The following is a 17,862-nucleotide window of genomic DNA, read 5'->3' as shown; positions in this document are numbered from 1 at the left end:
CTTTTTTAATCGGCGATAAAACCGCCTGATTGGCGCGCCCATAAACTTGCGTAAAGCCCGTTCTGCGCAAGTAGCTCGGCATGAGTGCCTTGCTCGATAATACGTCCCTCGTCCATCACGACTAAACGATCCATTGCGGCGATGGTCGACAAACGGTGGGCAATAGCAATAACCGTCTTACCTTCCATAAGTCGGTAGAGGTTTTCTTGAATCGCTGCTTCGACTTCGGAATCGAGAGCTGATGTAGCTTCGTCTAAAATTAACAGAGGGGCATCTTTCAACATCACCCGCGCTATCGCAATACGTTGCCGTTGGCCGCCTGATAGTTTCACCCCGCGTTCGCCAACGTGAGCGTCATAACCACGGCGCCCGTGCGAATCCTCAAGTTCGGCAATAAAATCCATTGCCTCCGCGCGCGCCGCTGCTTGCACAACTTCAGAGTCCGTCGCATCGGGACGGCCATAGGCAATATTTCCGCGCACTGAGCGGTGTAGCAGCGAAGTGTCCTGAGTCACCATGCCAATGTGCTCGCGTAAACTGTCTTGCGTAACCTGCGCAATATTTTGTCCATCGATCAGGATTTGCCCATCATTCACTTCATAAAAGCGCAGCAACAGGTTGACCAAAGTCGACTTTCCAGCCCCCGAGCGCCCCACTAAGCCAATTTTTTCACCAGCTTTGATGTGTAGGTTCAAATCCCGTAAAACTGGCTTATCATCAGTGTAGTCAAAATTGACATGCGCAAATTCAACTTCACCGCGAGGTACCGCAAGCGCTTTTGCCGAAGGCGCATCGGTAATGTGTTGCGGCACTGCTATCGTTTTAATGCCATCTTGCACCGTGCCCAGGTTCTCGAACAAGGCCGATACTTCCCACATAATCCATTGGCTCATGCCCCACAAGCGCAACACCAAGCTCAACGCTACGGCGATAGCGCCAACACTTATCAATGCCCCGAGCCATAGCCATATCGCTAATGCCGCTACTGAAAACAGTAATAGTGAGTTGAGTAAATAGAGACACGTATAGAGCTTGGTAACCAAGCGCATTTGTTGATGTACTGTACCGAGAAATTGTTCCATTCCTTCACGCGCGAAAGCACTTTCTCGTTGCGCATGAGAGAAGAGTTTCACCGTTTGAATATTGGTATAACTATCGACGACGCGTCCGGTCATAACCGACCGCGCATCAGCTTGACGCGTCGCAACTTGCCCTAAACGTGGCACAAAGTAGCGTAATAATACTAGGTAACAACCCAGCCACACCAACAAAGGCATGGCCAAACGCCAGTCTGCGCTCGCGACAATCACCACCGTACCGATAAAATAAACACTGACGTAGTTCAGCACATCAAAGAGTTTGATGACGCTCTCACGTACAGCCAACGCAGTTTGCATCACTTTAGTAGCGATTCGTCCAGCAAACTCATCTTGATAGAACGTCAGCGACTGGCGCAGTAGGTAGTTATGCACCAACCAGCGGATCCGCATCGGATAGTTACCCAGCAATGATTGGTACGTTACTAACGAATGCAAAACAACCAGCAAAGGCAAGCCCAACAACACGATAGCGGTCATACCAATCAACCACCACTTCTGTTCAGTAAAAAACGTTTCGCGTGACTGTACACTCAGCCAATCGACAATATTGCCAATAAAGCTGAACAACCATACCTCAGTCAGTGCGATCAACGTCATCAGCACACCAGTGGTAAAGATATACGGCCATGCACCACGGGTGAAATAACGGCAAAAAGCAATCAACGAACTGGGCGGTTGCTCACCGGTAATCGGCGGGAATGGATCTAAACGGTTTTCAAACCAACGAAACATAACTATCCTTGAGCTGATGAAACTAGACCTTTGTCGAATGTTGTACCTGCGCCGTTGAGCTTATGATCTGGCGCAATAAAAAGGACGTTTTGTACCTCATCATAAACCAAAAAGGTGTCACATGAACGCTATTTTACTGATGTTACTCGGTTTAGGCGGTATGTTTCTCGGTTATGTCTTTTACTCCAAATTTGTAGCCGAAAAGATCTATAAGCTCGATCCGAATTTTCGCACTCCAGCCCATGAGTTTGAAGACGGCGTCGACTTTGTTCCCACCAACAAATACGTTCTTTGGGGACACCACTTTACCTCTGTTGCGGGCGCGGCACCCATTATTGGCCCTGCTATCGCGGTGATTTGGGGCTGGGTACCAGCGTTTTTATGGGTAATTTTCGGTACTATCTTTTTCGCGGGCGTACATGACGCTGGAGCTATTTGGGCGTCGAATCGCAACCGCGCACGTTCAATCGGTGCGTTGACTGGCGACGTGGTAGGTAAACGTTCGCAGTCCTTATTTATGATTGTCATTTTCTTGGTATTGCTGATGGTCAATGCCGTATTCGCTACAGCTATTTCTGGGTTACTGATTAATTTTCCGAGTTCGGTCGTTCCGGTTTGGGGCGCTATTTTTGTCGCACTCATTATTGGTCAATTTATTTTCCGCAAATGGCTCAACCTAGGTACCGTCTCGATACTTGGTGTCATCGCCCTTTATGCTTTAATCGTAGCTGGCCCTGAAGCACCACTCGCATTGCCCGAGACGATAATGGGGTTATCAGATAATGCAACGTGGATTCTTATCCTCTTCTTGTACGCCGCTATTGCTTCATTGTTGCCAGTGTGGATGTTGTTGCAGCCTCGCGATTACATTAACGGCCTACAATTATTCATTGGCCTGATTCTAATTTATGGCGCAGTCTTGATTAGTGGACCTGAGTTGGTAGCGCCGGCGTTCAACTCAGACACTCCTGAGGGCACTCCGTCACTGATCCCGTTATTGTTCGTTACCATTGCTTGTGGCGCAATTTCTGGCTTTCATGGTTTGGTCGCATCGGGAACGACTTCGAAGCAACTCGATAAAGAAACTGATGCGCGTTTTGTTGGCTACTTCGGTGCAATTGGTGAAGGCTCGTTATCGTTGGCCACCATCATTGCAGTCACCGCTGGCTTTGCAACTCTCGCCGATTGGCAAGCGGTCTATCATAGCTTTGGTCAAGGCGGGGTTACCGCGTTTGTATCTGGCGGCGCACGTATTCTGCAAGAAGGCCTTGGCTTTAACGTTGGTATTGCGGAAACGTTGCTAACCGTAATGGCAGTACTTTTTGCGGGAACCACTATGGATACCGGTTTACGCTTACAGCGCTATATCTTCCAAGAATGGGGTTCTATTTATAATATTCAGTGGATGGAAAAGGCGGCCCCAGCCACCCTACTCGCTGTTGGTTCATGCTTATTGCTTGCCTTTGGTGCAGGTGGTGCTGATGGTTCTGGTGGCCTAGCGATCTGGCCGTTATTTGGTACCACTAACCAACTACTGGCTGGCCTAACGCTGCTGGTTATCACAACGATGTTGGTTAAACTCAAACGGCCAATGTATGTAACGTTGTTGCCATTAATATTCCTGCTGATTATGACTATTTTTGCCTTAATCATTCAACTTAAAGGCTTCTATGAGGCATCCGACTGGTTCTTATTCAGTCTTGACTTGTTGGTGCTGATCGCCGCAATCTGGATTGCTCTGGAGGCTGGGTCTACCTTAAATCGGTTACGCAAAGAAAATGCGAATTCAAGCCATTAAAGGTTGGCTGGCACAGGCCAGCCAATTTGCGAACGAGTACTACAATGCGCCCTACCGCGCTGCGGTGGCGCGGGCAAAGCGTGAGCAAGAGGATTTATTTATGCTCTACGTGTACTCAGAAATGATGGGAATTCCAAATCCGGCAAGTTATTACACGCTTGAGCTGCAGCCACTCTTATTAGAACAATTCCATGAGTGGCACTTGCGTATGGGAATGGAGCACTCGCCTTTTGACGAGTTTCGGTGCTGCTGATGACCATTGACCTTTTGCACGCGCCACCGGCAGTCATCTTTGTCGGTGGTAAAGGTGGCGTCGGCAAAACTTCTATTGCTGCCTCTTTGGCACTCCACCATGCCCACAGTGGTCGCAAGACACTTGTGGTTTCAACTGACCCTGCGCACAGTTTAAGTGATGCTTTCGCGCAACCGATTGGCGCAGAAATAAGCCCGTTAATCGCCAATTTAGATGCATTGGAAATTGATCCCGATCGTCAGGTAGAACAGCACATTGCTGATGTATTAGCAGGCATGAAAAGCTTAGTGAAGCCGACGCTCTATCCACAAATTGAAAAGCAGTTAAAGCTCACCGCACAGTCGCCGGGTACGCAAGAAGCAGCGATCCTCGAGAGTATTGCGCGACTCATCGATGAACGCGAGCAGCGCGGCTATGACTTAATTATTTTTGACACTGCCCCCACTGGCCATACGCTACGTTTACTGACACTACCTGAGGCAATGTCAGCCTGGACCCAAGGCATGCTACAAACGTCAGATAAAGCACGACAGTTGCAAGGCGTAGTAGATCACTTATCATCATCTCGTCAACGCGCACCGCACCATCCTTTAGCGGAGCCTAAACAGCACGATGTACCTGATCTTTCCGAACGTAATCAAGCGATCGCTGCACGCCTACGCCACCGACAGCAGCTTTTCCAGCGCACCCGCGATAGCATTAAAAATCCGCAACAAACTGCCATCGCCCTCGTCTTGACCCCCGAAAAACTGCCGATCCTGGAAACAGAACGCGCCGTGCGTCAATTGACAGAGCAAGGTTTACCGCTCGCAGGACTATGGATTAATCGCAACCTTCCAGAACACGTCGAAGGTGAATTTATGGCATTACGGCGGCAACAAGAAGAGCTCTATCGCAAGCAAATTAAAACAGTATTCGCGCAGCTACCGGGCGCCTTTCTACCGTTGTTTGCGCGTGATTTGGATGGTATTCAAGGCTTGCAGCAATTAATTGAGGCCATCGCTGACAACCCGTTACAGCCTTTGTGATGGCTAACGTCAAACAAAAATAACGATTAAATAGACTGCGATACCAGCTACTAAAACGCCCCACCCGAGGCGTTTCTGCTGCTTTTGCCACCAAGCGAGAATGCGCTCGCCGAGCCAATTTACTAATACGGCTAAGCCATAGTAGCGTATGCCGCGGGCAATAACTGCGGCTAATAAAAACAACAGAAATGGATAACCCGTACTGCCAGCGGTTAGCATTCCGACTTGAAACGGAATCGGCGTGATCCCAACCAGCAATAACGTTACAAAACCATCCTCATTAAATTCGGCTTTGAATTCATTAAAGGAATCTTGATAATTCAGCGTTTCGAGTAACCATTGGCCAGCAGTATCGAATAAAAACAGCCCAATACCATAACCGATACTGGCGCCGATCAAGCAACCAGCAAGGGTCGCGGTCGCAACCGCAAACCAGCGTTCACGTTCGTGCAGCAGTAACGGGATAAGCACTAATTCGAGGGGAATGGGAATGATCGTTGCTTCCAACATCGAAAGGACAAAAATCATCCACAATATATGCTTGGATTCTAAAATACGCTCAAGCCACTTATTGGCCTGAGCGTTATTACTTTTAGGTGGCTCGGGGTTCATTCACCGAAGGCTCCAGCGGCTCCTGGGAACACAACAGGACTCTCAAAACCGTCTTGGCTGACGCTTGCGACGCCAAAGAAATAATTATCGATAACGATGTTTTCGAGGGTGTATTCCGTCACCTTGCCAACATCACGACTGAACTCCCAATTAGGAGCATCCGTGTGACGCCAATAGATGCGATAACCAGCAACTAAATCAGCTTCGGCATTACTCGGTGCTTGCCACGACAATGTTGTGTCTGGGCTAACAGCACCTTTGATTTGCACTTCGGCCGGTGGACTTGGAGCCCACGCCATACTTGCCAACGAAACGGCGTTAAGCGCAGTAAGTTTAGCCGCATAATCGAAATCAACCCCGTCCAAGGTATCACCGTACTGGATACCGTTTTCGACGCGTAAGTCTTGGTGCTGGCGGTGATAATTCTCGTTGGTTTCCATAATACGCACACCTGGATAACCTAGGTCATTGAAGGGTCGGTGATGTCCGCCACGACCGAAACGGTCAAGGCGATAAATGACCATGGTATCGAGGTTCGGGATATAACGATCGGCCATCCAATCGATATAACGCGCTACGTTGCGGCTTGGCGAATCTACTTCACCACCCGTAAAACGTCGCCGGCGAGCATCGGACTCCGTCTCGTTCATGCGGGTGCCTTCGGCAAAAATACGTGCGGTGGTATTATTCACGACACCATTGATACCTTCGATGTTGCCGATCATGTCGTTGTTCAACACGGCTTTGATACGCCAGCCATCCTTTTGCGCTTGCTCAGCCATAATTCTGCCGCCGAACAAACCCTGCTCTTCGCCAGCCAATGCAGCGTAAACAATGCTTCCGGCAAATTCATATTGGCTAAGTACTCGGGCTGCCTCGAGTGTGCCGGCCACACCCGAAGCATTGTCATTTGCGCCGGGAGCATCGGAGGTGGCGTCCATAACATCAGAAACACGTGAATCGATATCACCGGACATAATTACGTAGCGGCTTGGGTCAACTGCGCCGCGCTGAACCGCAATCACACTGACGACCTCAGTCGGCTCAGGAATACGCGTTTCACCACTGATGACCTCGCTCTGGTAATAAACCTCTAAGCAACCACCACAAGCTTCTGAAATTCGATCAAATTCAGCTTTGATCCAACGTCGTGCTGCGCCTATGCCACGGGTATCAGACGCAGTTTCTGATAACGTGTGCCGCGTACCAAAACTGACAAGTTTGGTGATGTCCTGTTCGATACGCTCAGGCGATACCGCCGCAGCGATATCGTGGAGTTTTTCTTGCTCGTGGTAACTAGGGTTTGCCGCGAAAGCAGCACTACAAACAACGCTGCTAAGTAATGCCATAGAGATACTTAACTTCATACTATCTACCCCTTTGTAGCCCTACAATCGGCAGGGCTAAAGCGAAAATGAAAAATCTTTAATTCGTTTTGATCTAAATACTGGAATTCGATGAAGTCAGCGCGTTCTCGGTAGAAGGCTAAATTTTCATCATTGCAGTAAGCATTGCGTAACTGAGGCTCAACTTGTTGTGCAATCTCAGCTTCATCGTGATTAAAGCGATCAACACTGACTAAGCTGTAATAGAAACGCATACCATAATTCACCACTTCAGCGCGCTCAAAACGCGTTTGACGATCTAAAAGACGAGGTAAATCACGGTTGAGTTGGCCCGATAATTCAAGAAGCTCGGTATATTGCGCATTGCGTTCGCGCGAGCCCTTCTCAGTCGATGCGCCCTGCCACCACCAAATAGCGAGTAAACCGAGACAAAAAACAGCAATTCCAGCAATTAAACTCTTACGAAAGGTCGATGACATAAACTTTTACCAATAAGTGAACGTAAGCCCAATAAATATGTGATCCGCACTTACAAACATTCATGTATGTATGTATAATTGAGCACCTAAACTACGCACCCTAAATGTATGAGGTAGATTTTAATGCGTCAACGTACCCTATCACCGATTGCGGCAACTGTCTTGGCGAGCGCCCTATTTGTCAGTGGCTGCAGCGATAGTAACGAAGGTGCTGCACAGCAACAGCAAGCACAACAACAGCAAACAGTGGGTGTCGTCACGATACAACCCGAAAATGTCGAGTTACAGGTGACTTTGCCTGGTCGTGCTACCGCGTTTCGTACTGCTGAGGTGCGACCGCAAGTTGGCGGTATTTTAGAACAGAAGTTTTTTACTGAAGGTAGTACCGTTGAAGCTGGACAGTCACTGTACCAGATTGATGCATCAACTTATCAAGCTGACTTAAGCGCTGCCGAAGCTGCTGTCGCTCAAGCTGAAGCCACGCTGGCTGCAAGTAGTGCCCGATTTAATCGTTTACAAGACCTTTTGCAACAAAAAGCGGTTAGCCAACAAGAATATGATGAAGCAGAAGCATCCTATCTACAGGCGAAGGCTGCGCTTAAAGTAGCGCTCGCCGAGCAAGAGCGTGCCGAGCTGAATCTTGAATATACGAAGGTAAAGGCGCCAATTAGTGGAAGAATCGGTCGCTCACTTCTTACCGAGGGAGCGCTCGTAAGTGTTGGTCAAACGCAAGCGCTGACAACAATTCATCAGCTCGACCCAATTTATGTTGATATCCAACAAGGCAGCGAAGCTTACTTACAATTACAACAGTCAATTGCCTCGGGCCGCATCACTATGGCGGCGGACAATCAACCGCGCGTGCGTCTATTTGCGAACGGTAGCAACGAAGTCTTGGCTGAAGGTAAATTGTTGTTTAACGAGGTGACTGTCGATCCGACCACGAGCGCAATTACCTTGCGTGCACAATTTGCCAATCCAGAACGCCGTATTTTACCTGGCATGTATGTGACGGCGGAAGTTGCCTCAGGTTCCTTGCAGGATGCCCTTTTAGTACCGCAAACCGGAGTTTCACGCGATCCTCGGGGCCGAGCCATCGCTATGGTCGTCAATCAAGAAGGTAAAGTTGAACAGCGTTACCTGGAGCTAGACGGCACCAGTGGCGATGCGTGGATTGTTCGCAGTGGTCTCGCAGCTGGTGACCAAGTTATTGTCGAGGGGCTGCAAAAAATTCAGCCTGGTGCGCCAGTGCAAACGGAAGAAGTGAAGTAACTTATGGCCAAGTTTTTTATTGATCGCCCAATTTTTGCATGGGTAATAGCCATTATTATTATGCTCGGTGGCGGGCTTGCGGTGACGCAGCTACCGGTCGAACAATACCCAGAAATTGCGCCACCGTCGGTGCAAATCAACGCCACCTACCCAGGGGCAACGGCAGAAACACTGGAAGAAAGTGTCACTCAGGTGATTGAACAAAACCTGAATGGTATTGATAACTTAATGTACTTTTCGTCAACCAGTGATTCGGCAGGGAATGCCAGTATCACGCTGACATTTGCGGCGGGGACAGACCCCGACATTGCCCAAGTGCAAGTCCAAAATAAGCTGCAATTAGTGGTGCCATTGTTGCCGCAGGCTGTGCAGGACCAAGGTTTAGTCGTAGCCAAGGCCAATAACTCGTTTCTGATGGTTTTGGCCTTGATTTCGAATAATCCTGAAATTAATCAGATCGACCTTGGTGATTACATCGCAAGTAACGTGCAAGATCCTATTGCACGAACGCCTGGTGTTGGTAACGTGCGATTATTTGGTGCCCCCTACGCCATGCGTATCTGGCTCGATCCGCAAAAGCTTACCCGCTATAACCTGACGACGACTGATGTTGTCTTGGCGCTACGCGAGCAAAATAATCAAGTAGCAGCAGGACAATTGGGCGGTACGCCAGCGGTTGAAGGTCAGCGCTTAACCTCTTCGATTATTGCGCAAACAAGGCTCGAAACGGTTGACCAATTCAAGAACATCCTGCTGAAAGTCAATAACGACGGATCGGCAGTTAAAGTTGGTGACGTTGCCGAAGTTGAGCTCGGTGGTGAGAATTATTCCACGATTGCCCGTTACAATCGCCAAGCAGCCTCTGGTCTTGCCGTTAACCTAGCGACCGGAGCTAATGCGCTCGATACTGCAGCAGCGGTAAAAGAGCGTGTGGCTGAACTTGAGCAATTCTTCCCGCCTGGTGTGGAACTGGTGATTCCTTATGACACCACGCCATTTGTCGAAACTTCAATTACCGAAGTCGTAAAGATTCTCTTTGAAGCCTTTGTTTTAGTTTTCTTGCTGATGCTACTGTTCCTGCAAAACTTGCGGGCCACGCTGATCCCAACACTCGCTATCCCGGTGGTGGTGCTCGGCACCTTTGGCATCATGTCTGCCTTTGGTTTCAGTATTAATACGCTTACCATGTTCGGTTTAGTGCTCGCCATCGGCCTGTTGGTGGATGACGCCATCGTCGTGGTCGAGAACGTTGAACGTTTGATGCATGACGAAGGCTTATCACCACGCAAGGCAACGATAAAATCGATGGGCCAAATTACCGGCGCATTGGTCGCTATCGGCTTGGTGATGGCAGCAGTGTTCGTGCCGATGGCCTTCTTTGGGGGATCGACGGGGGCAGTTTACCGACAGTTCTCGATCACCATCATTTCCGCGATGAGTCTATCGGTGATGGTAGCGATTATCTTCAGCCCTGCCCTTTGTGCAACGCTGCTTAAGCCTATTGATGACGAGAAAAAGAACAAAGGCATCATGGGTAGCTTTAATCGCGGCTTAAACCGCGTTACCGCCAAATACACCAATGGTGTTGGTAGTATCATTAAGCGCAGTGCTCGTTTTATCGTGTTGTACATGATGCTTCTCGCGGTGCTGGCATTTATGTTTTTACGCATGCCAAGCTCGTTCATCCCGAACGAAGACCGTGGCGTATTCCTTACACAAATGCAGCTGCCGGCTGGGGCAACCCAAGATCAGTCGATGCAGACAATGAAGAAAATCGAGAATTACTTTCTTGATGAAGCCCCAGGTATTCGCTCGGTGTTCTCGGTGGTCGGTTTTAGTTTTAGTGGACAAGGTCAGAACGCGGGCCTAGCATTCGTGCGCATGACAGACTGGTCAGAACGTACAACGCCCGAACTACAGATCGAAGCTATTATTGGCCAAGCTATGGGGTACTTTAGCCAGGTTCGCGAAGCCATGATTTTCGCCTTTAACCTGCCGTCGATCCCTTCTTTGGGGAATGCCAGTGGCTTTAATCTTTATATTCAAGACCGCGGTGGTTTAGGTCACGAAGGCCTACTGCAAGCTCGAAATCAATTGTTGGGTATGGCGGCACAAAACCCTGACGTGGTTGGTGTCCGACCCAATGGTTTGGAAGATACGTCACAGTTCAAAATCAATGTAGACTTTCAAAAAGCCAAAGCATTAGGACTGTCCATTGAACAGATTAATGCCACCTTAGCCAACGGCTTTGGTTCAACCTATGTTAATGATTTCATTGACCGGGGGCGCGTGAAAAAGGTTTATGTTCAAGGTGTCGCCGAGAGTCGAATGACGCCTGAGGACCTCAACCAATGGTACGTGCGCAATGACCAAGGTGAAATGGTGCCGTTTTCCGCCTTTGCGACGTCGAGTTGGACTTTTGGTCCACAGCGGTTAGAACGCTACAACGGCGTACCCGCCATGAATATTCAAGGTGAAGCTGCTCCCGGTAAGTCATCAGGTGATGCAATGATGGCGATGGAGGCGATGATTAATGAACTTCCTGACGGTGTCGGCTATGAGTGGAGCGGGATTTCCCTCGAAGAAAAGATTTCAGGAAACCAAGCCCCGCTGCTTTATGCGCTGTCGCTGTTGATCGTGTTCTTATGTTTGTCAGCGCTCTATGAAAGCTGGTCAATTCCATTCTCGGTCATGTTAGTCGTTCCTCTGGGTGTGCTTGGTGCTGTGATTGCTGCGACCATGCGTGGTTTAGAAAACGACGTGTACTTTCAAGTAGGCCTATTAACGACAGTTGGTGTTTCGGCGCGAAATGCGATTCTGATTGTTGAGTTTGCCAAGGACTTGCAAGCACAAGGCAAAGAGTTATTAACTGCAACGCTTGAAGCTGTGCGTTTGCGCTTACGCCCTATTCTTATGACTTCATTGGCGTTCACCTTCGGGGTGTTGCCATTAGCTTTGTCAACGGGCGCTGGTGCAGTTAGCCGTCAAGCGATTGGTACCGGGGTGATCGGCGGTATGATCGGCGGCACAATTTTGGCGATTTTCTTTGTGCCGTTGTTGTTCTATATCGTACGTCGCACCTTCCCACCTAAGGTACGCGAAGAAGACTAGGCTGATAAGCCCTCATCATGCTAAGGTTATCTCAAGCCATTGAGGTAACCTTAGTCATGATTTATCGCTACTTTATTCTCATCATTGCCGCTGCAGCACTTCTACTGGGTATACAAGCACCGAACCTGCTCAACCAATATCAACAACGTCTTGCTGCGCAATACGCTGAGGCGATGGTCTATTATGAAGATTATCAAGCGCTTGCCGATCGTTATTACAATGGTGATTTGGAGCGTTTAATCGATGCGCACCGAGCAAGCTCTGAAGCTGCTTTTCGGGAAGAAGCAGCAATTATCGAGAAGTTAGTCACGCGCGTCGCCCTCTTCGAACAACAAACACGTCTACATCAGCAAAGTTACCCTGCCCAGCTTTGGGCACTGATGTGGCAACACAACGAAGAGTTGCTCGACGGTACAATCAAGGAATACAGCTTCAACGTGCCATTAAACCAGCAGGCGTTAGCCACTGGAGCATTATTTGCGCTGGCGATAGCCGTTCTTACCGATGTGCTTTGGGCGGTGCTGAAAAGGTTGTTTTCACGCCGCCGTATTACAACTAACGTGAGTGGTCGTCGTCTTTAACCGTATACTCACCGTCAATAACTGAGCTATCATTTTCGTCGCGACGCTGCTGGCGTTGCTGTTGATAGCGTTGTTGTGCATCGCGTTGTGCTTGTTGGGCAGCTTTTTTGAATTGCCACATCTGTTTCAATTCGCGACGTTTTCTCCACATCACTGGTAACAGTAAAATCCAGCCGACCAACAAAAACAACAGACCGAGCCCAAGCGCCAAAATCAAGAAAAAACCAAACACCAACCAACTGAAGATAACGACCAGTGGATTGGCACCAGGTTGTGGTTTCATTTTTTCTTGCCATTGACGAATGTATATAAGCATAGTTTTCACGTCTTCTACTTCGGAACTTACTAGTTACTATTGTGGCGGCAAGGACAAATTACAAGCGTTGTGGCCGTCTATCCTGTAACAATTTAAGAATAATGCTTGAAAGGTTTACGATATTAAACACAGTTCCCGATACGCTCCCGACAATGATGGCGTAGGCTAAACCAAGCAATTCTGCCAAAATGAACCATCGGCGAATCAAATCGGGATCGTTTAACTTTATCGAGCCAACCGTAAAGATAATCGACGACGCATACGCAATCCAAATCGACCAGTGACTCGGTTGTTCCGAAAACTCGATTTGAAAGCCGTCGGCAAAATGTAATGCCGTGATCGGAAATTGCCATTCCACAATAAGAAAGAAAATATGCAGAGCGACAAAACTCCACAGGACGATAGGCCCTTGCCAGCGCAACGCAATAAAATTTCTTAATACGGCAATGCCGGTAACGATTCCCCCAGCGATGGCATCGAGCATGAAGAAGTGAATCGACAAAGATCCCAACGCTATGGCTGACACCACTCGGTAACGATCCGCCGTCGGTTGACGGTAGGCAATAAAATTCGTAATTAAGGCAATAACACCAAATAGTTCAGCTGTGTAACTTAACACCGTTTGTCCTTCTCAGGTTTTCCGTAACCATAAAAAACGGCGGCAACTGGTTAAAGTCGCCGCCGTTGCTTAACCAATATCGTATAGTTTACTGGCGTTCGCTGGCAGTTTCATCCCGAATTGCACGGAATTCATTGCCCGCATACCAATTCGGCCATGCCTCGGAGTTAGCTAACTCATTGCCTATCCAATAGTAAAGCCAAAGGTCCTGCTGAACGCCTCGCAGATCCCACTCTGGGTCATATTCATCAGCGGGTTTATGATAAGCGACCTGAACGTACTCGGCGCGTTTTTCTTTGCCATAGGCTTCGCCGTGTTCAACGTGATCGTTACCACCCTTGGCATACAGCATAGGTACGCCTTTTTTCGCCAAGTTAAAGTGATCTGAGCGATAAAAAGAACCAGCTTCAGGGGTTGGCTCTGGTGCGACGTAGCGATCCTGTTGTTCAACATACTTCGCTAGGTACTCTTCTAATTCAGAGTTACCGTGGCCAACGACAACCATGTCACGCATAGGTCCATACACATTAAGCACATCCATATTCACACCGGCAACCGCTTTACCAAGCGGTAACATCGGGTTATTTGCGTACCACTGAGAACCTAATAAGCCACGCTCTTCTGCGGTAACCAAGACAAATACAACCGACCGCTCCGGCTGTGGCTGGCTTGCGAAAAACTCAGCGATTGCCATCACGCCCGCTGTACCCGTTGCATTGTCTTGTGCACCGTTATAAATCTGGTCATCGCTTGCAATAGGGTTCATTCCCATATGATCCCAATGCGCCATATAAATCACATGTTCTTCAGGCTTACTTTTGCCTTCAATGTAACCAATCAAATTCGGCGAATTAAGATACTCAAAATCAGTTTGCACGCTTACTGACATCGCTGTTTCTAACGCTACTGGCGCAAAGTCTGCCTGCTGCGCACGCTCACGCATCTCTGCATAAGACGAGCCTAAGCGTGCAAACAACTTATCTGCTGCCTCAGTCGTGATCCAGCCTTCAATTTCAGTGCGGTCCATGTTTTTGTTTTCCCGCGCCAAATCAAAGCGCACTGGAGAACCGCCGGCGATCACGCCCCAGCCATAACCCGCAGGACCGGTTTCATGAATAACGATAATGCCCGCTGCGCCCTGCCGAGAAGCCTCTTCAAACTTGTAGGTCCAGCGCCCGTAATAAGTCATCGCCTTGCCGTTAAAGACTTCAGGATCTCCGGAGTCATAACCTGGGTCATTAACCAAAACGACGACGGTTTTGCCTTCAACGTCAAGCCCTTCGTAATCGTTCCAACCGTATTCTGGAGCGACAATTCCATAGCCAGCAAAGACCATTTCACTATCGGTAAGTGCAACATCCTCTTGCACTCGAGGTGACCAAGCCATCATGTCTTGCTTGTAGGCAAACTCACCCAGATCATTATTTGAGAATGACATATTCGACACGCTGTACGGTGTCATCTTGACCAAAGGAACTTGTTGTTGGTAGTTGTTTTCTTCTTGGTTATAGGGCTTAAGGTCCCAACTACGAAACTTCTCTTCAACTAAGGCCACGGTCAGTTCTTCGCCTTTACTCGCTGGCGCACGGCCTTCAAACTCATCTGAGCTTAATGTCGCTAAGTAATCGCGGTAATTTTCGTTGAAACTATATGGATCAACGTCCACTTGTGGTGACGTCGTTGTTTCAGGCTCACTGGCTGGGCTACATGCCACAATAAGCAGGCTTGCGGCCAGTACCGAAAGCTTTTTCATCGGTTGCTCTCCTGTTGTTTACATTGTTGTAGTTGGGTTCCGACGGTGATGTCATAGTCATTGAAGTACCCCGCATTCATCTCTAACGCCGACCAATAACTAGCATTAGGTCGATAGGATGGACAGTTGCGAGAGTTCTTGCTGGTACAAGGTTGCATTGTGAAGGTCTTCACAACACGTAGGTTTTGATCAAGGTAGGCGATGTCCAATGGAATTTTCGTGTTGTGCATCCAGAATCCTGAGTAGCCAGGACGTTCACTGTCGTACACAAACCACATGCCTTGATGTTCAGCTAGTTGTTCGCGATGCATAAGTCCGCGTGCTCTTTTCGCAAAAGAATCCGCGATTTCAACTTGCATGACCGGTTGCTCATGATCAGCTAGGCAGAGCTGGGTACTTTCATAGCTACACTGTTGGTCGGCGCCAGTTCCGCATTCTGCCTGTGCGCTAGCGATAGGACTAAAAGTAACTAAACACACAGCAATAAGGTTAAGCAGAGTTTTCTTCTCTTGCATACTGCATCACTTAGGTTCGAGAAAAGATGGGCTAAGTATGGCTCGATTAGCATCGAAAAAAAAGCCATTGCCGCAGAAAACCAAAAAAGCCCCTTGCGGGGCTTTAAATTGGAGAACAAAGTGATAAACATGCACTAACTAAAGTGTCAGCGCGTTTATCCAGAGATGTCTACAGTCGTCACCGCACCATCTCCATCAACGCTAACATTTACAGATCCATTAAATGTTAGGTCATCGTCTGCCTCAGGATCGTCATCCGTTTGGCAGCTCCACGCAGCGGAGTAATCACCTGCCGCTACGTAACCGACAGAAAAGGTGTAGGCAGAAACACCATCAAAGTACACCGCTGCAACGGCATACGGTTGATGGGTCTCTGCCCCACCCACATCTGCCAGGGAGGCAATCTCTAAGTCACTTCCTTCATAGAGATACACCACAGCCACTGGCTCAGACACGTCGCTTGGCGCGACTGTGCAAGAATTGGTAATTAATAATTCCTCAGCGAGCGAGCCCTCGATATGACCAATCGACAGATTGTTCACTAAGCGGACGCCTCGCGGTTTAAGGAAGTACCCCTCGATACCAACGGGATCCACCATGGCCTGACGTAAATCGAACTCCACTGTATATGCAGCATTGCCACTTACATCAAGCGTAAGGCTATCGAATTTCAGCTCGTTCGAAGGTACTTGTAACGGGAGCTGCTGGTCACCAACCTGAACATAAGAACCTGCAGCCATAACTAGACGTAGTTGACCATAAGTACCCGGCTCGACTTCAATTCCTTCAATCAAACTCGCTGAGTCCGAACCGGTATAGCTTAATAGATCCACGCCGTACGTATTTGGGATAGTGTCACCGTTTTCATCTTTACAGACATCATTGCTGGCAACAGTGTTATCGGTTTCGCCGATAGTAAAAGTCTGAGTTCCTTGACCATTACCCACCAGTTCAATGGCATTAAAACAGGCGACTACGGCGTCTGCGTTATCAACGGGAGCGTCACTTACGCCAAGCGAGAAACGCGCCATTTGGTCGTCGTTGCTATCTGAAGAGCCGCCACAAGCCGTTAAGGCTAAGGCGACACCGCTAACAATTAAACTACGATATAAACATTTATTAAACATGGCTCTATACCTCATGTAATATGTGATGAATGTTATACGAACCTATTCCGTAAATGAAATGGTGAAAACACCCTTTACACGCCATTTACAGTGCAAACGATTTCTACCGTCGTTTAGTAAACAAATTTTAGTCCCTTATAGTGAATAGTTTAGGAGTTTTGCAAAGAACTAACAAAAAGCGTTCGCTTTAAATCAACGCTACGGGTCAGAATAATTGCGTAAATGAGCTCTGCGGCATAAAGTAGCAAGCACACAACAAACGCACTCAACCATTCAGGGAACCGCGCATGCACTCCAGCGAGAAAAAAGACGCATCTACCGACTTAGAGCGTTTGACAAAAGTCACAGCCATCGGCGGCGGTCATGGCCTGGGGCGCGTTCTTGCGAGTTTACGATTTCTGGAGCGGCGTCTGGTTGGTATCGTCGCGACCACCGACAATGGCGGCGCGAGTGGCTTGCTACGCCGCTCACAAAAGACCATTGCTTGGGGGGATATCCGCAACTGTTTGTCGCAATTGGTTGATCAGCCGCTTGCCGCCGATGTCCTTAATTACAGGTTTACCGATGACCCGCAGCTCGAGGGACATAACTTCGGCAACTTACTGCTCCACACATTAAATCAAATCAGTGCGCGTCCACTGGATGGCATTCAGTTATTAAGCCGGCTGTTAAACGTCAACACGCGCTTGCTTCCGATGTCCGAAACACCGGTCGACCTTGTGGCGGACACGCACGAAGGGCTCGAATGCTTCGGCGAATTATTGGTTGACCAATTGCATCATATGCCCAGCCACTTACGTTTATCTAACCGCGTATCGGCAACGCCTGAGGCGTTACGACATTTACGCCGTAGTGAACTTATTATTATTGGACCAGGAAGTTTCCTCACCTCGATCATGCCACCGTTACTCGTCGATGGTATCGTGGAAGCTATCGAAACCAGCCCTGCCCCAGTGATTTTTATTGATAATCTGTTACCCGAGCACAGCCCTGCAGGTGAACTTTGTTTGAGCGAGCGACTAAAATGGTTTGAGCGCGCCCTCGGCCGTCAAATTATTGATCTCGTCATCACTAACCATGCAGACTCGGCACTCAGTTTGCCACACATAAATAGTATCCAAGCGGATAGCACTGCGCCGCAGCGGCATGATCAGGTAAGCTTGCAGCAAGCACTAAATCGCGCATTAAAAATACTAACAACAGCATAAAGAAGAAGGTTC

General features: G+C 48.6%; 16 protein-coding genes. 7 read left to right on the top strand and 9 right to left on the bottom strand.

What is annotated here, in order from left to right:
- Positions 1-5 precede the first annotated feature (5 nt).
- Positions 6-1,832 carry an ABC transporter ATP-binding protein gene (locus tag CWI70_RS02350; RefSeq protein ID WP_126770214.1) on the bottom strand — a complete coding sequence of 609 codons (1,827 nt, stop codon included), beginning with the start codon at positions 1,830-1,832 and terminating at the stop codon, positions 6-8.
- 121 nt (positions 1,833-1,953) lie between these two features.
- Here CWI70_RS02350 and CWI70_RS02345 point away from each other — a divergent pair, with 121 nt between their 5' ends.
- Genes CWI70_RS02345 through CWI70_RS02335 form a run of 3 tightly spaced genes read left to right on the top strand, consistent with a single transcriptional unit; the run spans position 1,954 to position 4,911 of the window.
- Positions 1,954-3,630, top strand: coding sequence for a carbon starvation CstA family protein (locus tag CWI70_RS02345; RefSeq protein WP_126770212.1), 1,677 nt, complete (start codon positions 1,954-1,956; stop codon positions 3,628-3,630).
- Positions 3,611-3,883 carry a cory-CC-star protein gene (locus CWI70_RS02340; RefSeq protein ID WP_126770210.1) on the top strand — a complete coding sequence of 91 codons (273 nt, stop codon included), beginning with the start codon at positions 3,611-3,613 and terminating at the stop codon, positions 3,881-3,883. The genes CWI70_RS02345 and CWI70_RS02340 overlap by 20 nt, the downstream gene beginning before the upstream one ends.
- The gene (locus CWI70_RS02335) at positions 3,883-4,911 is read left to right on the top strand and encodes an ArsA family ATPase (RefSeq protein WP_126770208.1); all 1,029 of its coding nucleotides are present in this window, start codon (positions 3,883-3,885) and stop codon (positions 4,909-4,911) included. The genes CWI70_RS02340 and CWI70_RS02335 overlap by 1 nt, the downstream gene beginning before the upstream one ends.
- Positions 4,912-4,920: 9 nt before the next feature.
- On the opposite strand, the gene CWI70_RS02330 is transcribed toward CWI70_RS02335, so the two are convergent.
- The 3 genes from CWI70_RS02330 to CWI70_RS02320 are packed head-to-tail and all read right to left on the bottom strand — an operon-like array spanning position 4,921 to position 7,348.
- Entirely contained in the window at positions 4,921-5,523 is a 603-nt protein-coding gene (locus CWI70_RS02330) for a YqaA family protein (RefSeq protein WP_126770206.1), read from the bottom strand.
- A complete protein-coding gene (locus CWI70_RS02325) occupies positions 5,520-6,872 on the bottom strand; it encodes a M28 family metallopeptidase (RefSeq protein WP_241967856.1) in 1,353 nt (450 codons plus the stop codon). Before CWI70_RS02325 ends, CWI70_RS02330 begins: the two co-directional genes overlap by 4 nt.
- Positions 6,873-6,895: 23 nt before the next feature.
- Positions 6,896-7,348, bottom strand: coding sequence for a hypothetical protein (locus CWI70_RS02320; RefSeq protein WP_126770202.1), 453 nt, complete (start codon positions 7,346-7,348; stop codon positions 6,896-6,898).
- A gap of 123 nt (positions 7,349-7,471) precedes the next feature.
- Between CWI70_RS02320 and CWI70_RS02315 the strand changes: the two genes are divergently transcribed.
- Genes CWI70_RS02315 through CWI70_RS02305 form a run of 3 tightly spaced genes read left to right on the top strand, consistent with a single transcriptional unit; the run spans position 7,472 to position 12,312 of the window.
- On the top strand, positions 7,472-8,620 hold the full coding sequence (locus CWI70_RS02315) for an efflux RND transporter periplasmic adaptor subunit (protein ID WP_126770200.1): 1,149 nt from the start codon (positions 7,472-7,474) through the stop codon (positions 8,618-8,620).
- A 3-nt stretch (positions 8,621-8,623) separates the two neighbouring features.
- Entirely contained in the window at positions 8,624-11,731 is a 3,108-nt protein-coding gene (locus tag CWI70_RS02310) for an efflux RND transporter permease subunit (protein WP_126770198.1), read from the top strand.
- 17 nt (positions 11,732-11,748) lie between these two features.
- On the top strand, positions 11,749-12,312 hold the full coding sequence (locus tag CWI70_RS02305) for a DUF2937 family protein (protein ID WP_126770196.1): 564 nt from the start codon (positions 11,749-11,751) through the stop codon (positions 12,310-12,312).
- Here CWI70_RS02305 and CWI70_RS02300 read toward each other — a convergent pair.
- The 5 genes from CWI70_RS02300 to CWI70_RS02280 all read right to left on the bottom strand — a co-directional run bounded on the left by CWI70_RS02300 (position 12,287) and on the right by CWI70_RS02280 (position 16,642).
- On the bottom strand, positions 12,287-12,628 hold the full coding sequence (locus CWI70_RS02300) for a hypothetical protein (RefSeq protein ID WP_126770194.1): 342 nt from the start codon (positions 12,626-12,628) through the stop codon (positions 12,287-12,289). The two genes, CWI70_RS02305 and CWI70_RS02300, sit on opposite strands and share 26 nt — an antisense overlap.
- A 58-nt stretch (positions 12,629-12,686) precedes the next feature.
- Entirely contained in the window at positions 12,687-13,247 is a 561-nt protein-coding gene (locus CWI70_RS02295; protein ID WP_126770192.1) for a YgjV family protein, read from the bottom strand.
- An 88-nt stretch (positions 13,248-13,335) separates the two neighbouring features.
- The gene (locus tag CWI70_RS02290; RefSeq protein ID WP_126770190.1) at positions 13,336-15,000 is read right to left on the bottom strand and encodes a M28 family metallopeptidase; all 1,665 of its coding nucleotides are present in this window, start codon (positions 14,998-15,000) and stop codon (positions 13,336-13,338) included.
- Positions 14,997-15,515, bottom strand: a complete 519-nt coding sequence (locus tag CWI70_RS02285; protein ID WP_126770189.1) for a DUF192 domain-containing protein — start codon at positions 15,513-15,515, stop codon at positions 14,997-14,999. The genes CWI70_RS02290 and CWI70_RS02285 overlap by 4 nt, the downstream gene beginning before the upstream one ends.
- A gap of 155 nt (positions 15,516-15,670) precedes the next feature.
- Positions 15,671-16,642, bottom strand: coding sequence for a DUF4382 domain-containing protein (locus CWI70_RS02280; RefSeq protein WP_126770187.1), 972 nt, complete (start codon positions 16,640-16,642; stop codon positions 15,671-15,673).
- 287 nt (positions 16,643-16,929) lie between these two features.
- Here CWI70_RS02280 and CWI70_RS02275 point away from each other — a divergent pair, with 287 nt between their 5' ends.
- Positions 16,930-17,850 (top strand): gluconeogenesis factor YvcK family protein, encoded by a 921-nt coding sequence (locus CWI70_RS02275; RefSeq protein ID WP_126770185.1) that lies wholly within the window; start codon positions 16,930-16,932, stop codon positions 17,848-17,850.
- Positions 17,851-17,862: the final 12 nt, after the last annotated feature.

It is taken from the genome of Pseudidiomarina homiensis (assembly GCF_003987225.1).
In the GTDB taxonomy this organism is placed as follows: Bacteria; Pseudomonadota; Gammaproteobacteria; order Enterobacterales; family Alteromonadaceae; genus Pseudidiomarina; species Pseudidiomarina homiensis.
Note: the sequence above shows the minus strand (reverse complement) of the source record. Positions and strands in the feature narration are given on the sequence as shown.

Excerpts from the sequence above, each read along its gene's own strand:
- CWI70_RS02340 (WP_126770210.1), top strand. The coding sequence starts at position 3,611 with ATGCGAATTCAAGCCATTAAAGGTTGGCTGGCACAGGCCAGCCAATTT.
- CWI70_RS02335 (WP_126770208.1), top strand. The coding sequence starts at position 3,883 with ATGACCATTGACCTTTTGCACGCGCCACCGGCAGTCATCTTTGTCGGT.
- CWI70_RS02330 (WP_126770206.1), bottom strand. The coding sequence starts at position 5,523 with ATGAACCCCGAGCCACCTAAAAGTAATAACGCTCAGGCCAATAAGTGG.
- CWI70_RS02325 (WP_241967856.1), bottom strand. The coding sequence starts at position 6,872 with ATGGCATTACTTAGCAGCGTTGTTTGTAGTGCTGCTTTCGCGGCAAAC.
- CWI70_RS02315 (WP_126770200.1), top strand. The coding sequence starts at position 7,472 with ATGCGTCAACGTACCCTATCACCGATTGCGGCAACTGTCTTGGCGAGC.
- CWI70_RS02280 (WP_126770187.1), bottom strand. The coding sequence starts at position 16,642 with ATGTTTAATAAATGTTTATATCGTAGTTTAATTGTTAGCGGTGTCGCC.
- CWI70_RS02345 (WP_126770212.1), top strand. The coding sequence starts at position 1,954 with ATGAACGCTATTTTACTGATGTTACTCGGTTTAGGCGGTATGTTTCTC.
- CWI70_RS02305 (WP_126770196.1), top strand. The coding sequence starts at position 11,749 with ATGCTAAGGTTATCTCAAGCCATTGAGGTAACCTTAGTCATGATTTAT.
- CWI70_RS02320 (WP_126770202.1), bottom strand. The coding sequence starts at position 7,348 with ATGTCATCGACCTTTCGTAAGAGTTTAATTGCTGGAATTGCTGTTTTT.
- CWI70_RS02290 (WP_126770190.1), bottom strand. The coding sequence starts at position 15,000 with ATGAAAAAGCTTTCGGTACTGGCCGCAAGCCTGCTTATTGTGGCATGT.
- CWI70_RS02310 (WP_126770198.1), top strand. The coding sequence starts at position 8,624 with ATGGCCAAGTTTTTTATTGATCGCCCAATTTTTGCATGGGTAATAGCC.
- CWI70_RS02275 (WP_126770185.1), top strand. The coding sequence starts at position 16,930 with ATGCACTCCAGCGAGAAAAAAGACGCATCTACCGACTTAGAGCGTTTG.
- CWI70_RS02350 (WP_126770214.1), bottom strand. The coding sequence starts at position 1,832 with ATGTTTCGTTGGTTTGAAAACCGTTTAGATCCATTCCCGCCGATTACC.
- CWI70_RS02300 (WP_126770194.1), bottom strand. The coding sequence starts at position 12,628 with ATGCTTATATACATTCGTCAATGGCAAGAAAAAATGAAACCACAACCT.
- CWI70_RS02285 (WP_126770189.1), bottom strand. The coding sequence starts at position 15,515 with ATGCAAGAGAAGAAAACTCTGCTTAACCTTATTGCTGTGTGTTTAGTT.